Origin of the sequence: Streptomyces capoamus (genome assembly GCF_014654935.1) — a bacterium.
GTDB lineage: Bacteria > Actinomycetota > Actinomycetes > Streptomycetales > Streptomycetaceae > Streptomyces > Streptomyces capoamus.
Genome location: NZ_BNBF01000003.1, coordinates 146,811 through 150,540, shown reverse-complemented (window position 1 = coordinate 150,540; position 3,730 = coordinate 146,811). Strand labels below are relative to the sequence as shown.

The 3,730-nt window shown below is 73.4% G+C and carries 6 protein-coding genes; 2 read left to right on the top strand and 4 right to left on the bottom strand.

The features are described from left to right. Positions 1-756: DMT family transporter (locus tag IE312_RS06570; RefSeq protein ID WP_229899198.1), on the top strand; the 756-nt coding region annotated here is incomplete at its 5' end. 18 nt (positions 757-774) lie between these two features. Here IE312_RS06570 and IE312_RS06565 read toward each other — a convergent pair. The 3 genes from IE312_RS06565 to IE312_RS06560 form a co-directional block, all read right to left on the bottom strand. Next, positions 775-1,821, bottom strand: a complete 1,047-nt coding sequence (locus IE312_RS06565; RefSeq protein WP_189979211.1) for a cytochrome P450 — start codon at positions 1,819-1,821, stop codon at positions 775-777. 112 nt (positions 1,822-1,933) lie between these two features. Further along, positions 1,934-2,014: a tryptorubin family RiPP precursor gene (locus IE312_RS44100; RefSeq protein ID WP_353759426.1), complete on the bottom strand. Its 81-nt coding sequence runs from the start codon at positions 2,012-2,014 to the stop codon at positions 1,934-1,936. A gap of 363 nt (positions 2,015-2,377) precedes the next feature. Continuing rightward, positions 2,378-2,857, bottom strand: a complete 480-nt coding sequence (locus IE312_RS06560; RefSeq protein WP_189979206.1) for a carboxymuconolactone decarboxylase family protein — start codon at positions 2,855-2,857, stop codon at positions 2,378-2,380. Between the two features lie 108 nt (positions 2,858-2,965). On the opposite strand from IE312_RS06560, the gene IE312_RS06555 reads away from it, so the two are divergent. After that, positions 2,966-3,205, top strand: a complete 240-nt coding sequence (locus tag IE312_RS06555; RefSeq protein ID WP_229899197.1) for a hypothetical protein — start codon at positions 2,966-2,968, stop codon at positions 3,203-3,205. A gap of 44 nt (positions 3,206-3,249) precedes the next feature. Here the strand turns inward: IE312_RS06555 and IE312_RS06550 are convergent, their stop codons facing one another. After that, positions 3,250-3,606 carry a hypothetical protein gene (locus IE312_RS06550; protein ID WP_189979204.1) on the bottom strand — a complete coding sequence of 119 codons (357 nt, stop codon included), beginning with the start codon at positions 3,604-3,606 and terminating at the stop codon, positions 3,250-3,252. Positions 3,607-3,730 lie beyond the last annotated feature (124 nt).

Sequence of the window (3,730 nt, the reverse complement as noted above, 5' to 3'; positions counted from 1 at the left end):
CACCGTCCTTTCTGGGTGATCGGCATGGCCGGCGTGATCTGTGCCGCGCTGTTCCAGAGCCTGGCACTGGTCAACGGTCCGCTCGCGCTGGTCCAGCCCCTCTTCATCCTGGAGCTGCCGTTCGCGCTGCTGGTCGCCGCGCCGCTGATGCACCGGCGGCTGCCCCGCTCGGGCTGGTGGGGGGTGGGCGGCTGCGTGGCGGGCCTCGCCGTGCTGCTCGTCGCCGCCGCCCCGCACGGCGCGACCGACCACGCGCCCCTCACCCGGTGGATCCCGGCCCTGTGCCTGTGTGTCGGCGCGATGGCCGCCGCCGTGCTGCTGGCGGGCCGGGGCGGTGCGCCGGCCCGGCGCGCCGCGCTCCTGGCCGCCGCCTCCGCGATCGGCAACGCCCTGACCGCCGCCCTGCTGAAGTCGGCCAGCGGCACCTTCGCCGACCACGGTTTCCCGGCATTCCTGCGGTCCTGGCAGACGTACGGCTTCGCGCTCGCCGGTGTCGCCGCCGTGCTGCTGCTGGAGAACGCGTTGCAGGCCGGTCCGCTCGCGGCGGCGCAGCCGGCGCTGACCATCGGCGACGCGGTGGTGAGTCTGACGCTGGGGATCATGCTCTTCGACGAGCGGATCCGCACCGGCTGGTGGCTCGTGCCGGAGGCCTGCGGCGCCCTGCTGATCATCGGGGGCGTACTGGTCCTGAGCCGGGCCGTGCAGCGCATCGTCGTCCTGCCGGTTCCGGCCGCGGAGCAGCGTTCCACGACGTGAGGCGGCCCGGTCCTCCGCCTAGCGCGGTCGCGTGAGCCGTACCTCCTCCACGCCGAGCAGGCCCAGCAGCGGCACCCGGCCGACCCGCTGGCCGGGGTCGACCACCAGCCCGGAGCCACGGATCAGTCCCAGCAGCAACTCGGCCAGCGGCATCACCATGTGCCGGCCCCAGCAGCGCTCCGAGGAGTGCCCGAAGGGCAGGTAGCCCGGGGTGGTGTCGGGGTCGAGGCGGTCCCAGCGTTCCGGGCGGAAGGCCTCGGGCTCGTCCCACAGGGCGGGGTCCCCGTGGGACAGCAGCGGCAGCAGCAGGACGTCGTCGCGCTCGCCGATGCGGCCGTCTATGGCCGGGTACTCGGGCGAGGCGTTGCGCAGGATGTTCCACGAGGGCGGCAGCAGCCGCAGCGACTCCAGGACGATGTTGCGGTCGGGCGTGCCGTCGTCGAAGGGGAAGCCGAGCCAGAGCGCGTTGGCCACCAGCGTGGACACGGTGAAGCACACGGGGGCGGCGGCCCTGCGGTACAGGCCCATCACGTACCGCCGCTCCTGGTACCCCCGCGTCCGCGCCGCCCGGTCGGCGAGGCCGGTGAACCGGGCGTCCGGCCGGGGCCAGCCGGGCAGGGCGGCGCCGGCCGCGATCACCGACCAGGTGAGTTTCGGGGTGAGTTCGAGGGTGCGGCTCATCAACAGGCGTAGCCGGTACGGGTCCTGGCCGAGTATCAGGTCACGGAGAAAGAGGTGGCCGGTCAACGGCCAGGGGCCGGCCAGGTCGACGTTCTCCGGCAGGGGCCTGGCCAGGGCGTCCCGTACGTCGTTGCCGATGGTGCGGGTGACGGTGGAGGCCTCGGTGCGGGTGATCGAACGCCCGTGCAGCGGCTTGAAGGTGGGGCGCTCGGTCTCGGTGGCCCGGCGCGCGGCCAGGATGCGGTCGGCGACCTCGTGCCCCGCGACGCCGACGGTGTCGGGCTCGAGCCGGAACACGTCCCGGCCCAGGTGGTCGTCGAGGAGCGCGGCGAGCCGCGGGGCGAACACGGTGGCGCGTGCACGCGCGGTGGAGGACGGCGGCATGGCTGCTCCGGTGCGGGGCGGGGACGGCGGGAGGACGGGGCGCCACCGCTGTCCGGCCGGACCGTAGCGCGACGCGGCCGGACAACGATGTCACCGCACGCGGCGGTGCGGATCAGTACCAGAGGTACCAGGCGTTGGCCTTGAGGCTCTTGCCGGCGGCAACGCGGTTGCGGAGGGCGAAAAGGAGCTTCATCACTGCACCTCCCCTCGGGGGCGGACGGATGACACGCGCGGGTCCGGCCGGGCCGGGAACGATCACGTGTCGGCGACGCTCCGAGCCTTCCCGTGATCGTTCACCGGATAATCACCAGGGCGCCCAAAATCGCTGCTGTCCAGTCGGTTTCGGACTTCTCCCGATCATCGGCGCTCCGGTTTGACGCAATGACGGGCGTACGACAGGCATACGACACAGCGACCCCCGCGCGGCCCCCAGGCGCTGGTGGCGGACGACCGGGGCGGCCCGCATACCGGACACCGGGTCACCCGGTGCGGACACGCACGCCCTCTCGCCGACGGCATCACCGCCGCGACATTGGCCGGATCGGCACCCCCGCCGCTACTCGGCCCGCACCGGGTGCCGGCTCATGATCGAGACGCGGTTGAACGCGTTGATGGTGACGGCCACCCAGACGACCGCCGACACCTGATCCTCGGTCAGGACGTCCCGTGCCGCCGCCCAGGCGGTGTCCTGGGCGGCGGTGTCGGCCGCTGCGGTGATCGCCTCGGCGAGAGCCAGGGCGGCGCGCTCGGCCGGGGTGAACAGGTCGGTCTCGCGCCAGGCGGCGAGCACGCCGAGGCGCTGCGCGGTGTCGCCGGCCCGCAGCGCGGCCCGGGTGTGCAGGTGCAGGCAGTAGGCGCAGCCGTTGAGCTGGGAGACGCGGAGGTTGACCAGTTCGACCAGCACCCGGTCCAGGCCCGCCTCGGCGGCGACCGCGCGGACCGCCTCCGAGGTCTGCACCAGCGCGTGGTACGCCTTGGGGCTCTGCTTGTCGACGAAGATCCGCCGGGCGGCACCGGCCGGTGCGGGACTGGTCAACCTGGCTCCTCCGGGTCAGCTTTGTTGAAGTTGAAACTAGCATGACCGGTCCCGGTGCGGGCAGCGCGCTGACGGGCGTCCCGGTGACGCCGTGCATAGCATCCAGGTATGGCAGACATTCCGGACGAATTGGTCAAGATGGAACGTTCCGCGGAGGCGGAGCGGGCGCAACTGGCCGGGCTCGGTGGTGAGGAGTACGACGCCCAGTGGCAGGCCTGGCGACGGGCGGCCGAGGCGTTCCAGGCCGCGGTGAGCGAGCACTCGGCCCGCGAGGGCATGTCGCGGGCCGAGCTGGAGCAGGCGGTGAAGAAGGCCGTCCGGAGCACGGAGGAGGACCCGGCGCGGTAGCCGGAGCCGATCGGCACCGATCTGCCGGGCGAGGGCACTCGGGGTCAGGAGGAGACGATGATCCGGCGGCCGCTGTCGCCGGCGTCGACGCACTCCTGGTACGGGTTCGGGTCGCCCTGCCGTTCCCGGCACGTCCACGCCGTACCGTCGACGCGGACCGTCGCGCGCCTGTCCCCGGTACCGGAGGCGGCCTTCGTGTACGCGTCCACCACCTGCAGAGCCGTGGCACAGGGCACGCTCCCGTCGGCAGACACCGCCAGCCCGGTCGCCCGGTCCGCCCCGCAGTACGCCACCGACGGCTCAGCGGCACCGGTGCCGGCGACCGCGTGGACCGGGGCCCACAGGACGGCCGCGGCCGCCCCCAGCAGGGCAGCGGCCGTGCTCCTCGTGATCCAGCGCATGGGGTGTGCCTCCCTTACGACGATGACGGGTGGTGGCCGGTGGCCGTATACCAGCCTTCCCCGGTACGCGGACCGCTTATCAGGGTCGCCGCGCCGCTGTAGGCCGTCCGGGGGCGGAAGCGGA

Excerpts from the sequence above, each read along its gene's own strand:
- IE312_RS06565 (WP_189979211.1), bottom strand. The coding sequence starts at position 1,821 with ATGCCGCCGTCCTCCACCGCGCGTGCACGCGCCACCGTGTTCGCCCCG.
- IE312_RS44100 (WP_353759426.1), bottom strand. The coding sequence starts at position 2,014 with ATGAAGCTCCTTTTCGCCCTCCGCAACCGCGTTGCCGCCGGCAAGAGC.
- IE312_RS06555 (WP_229899197.1), top strand. The coding sequence starts at position 2,966 with ATGGCAGACATTCCGGACGAATTGGTCAAGATGGAACGTTCCGCGGAG.
- IE312_RS06550 (WP_189979204.1), bottom strand. The coding sequence starts at position 3,606 with ATGCGCTGGATCACGAGGAGCACGGCCGCTGCCCTGCTGGGGGCGGCC.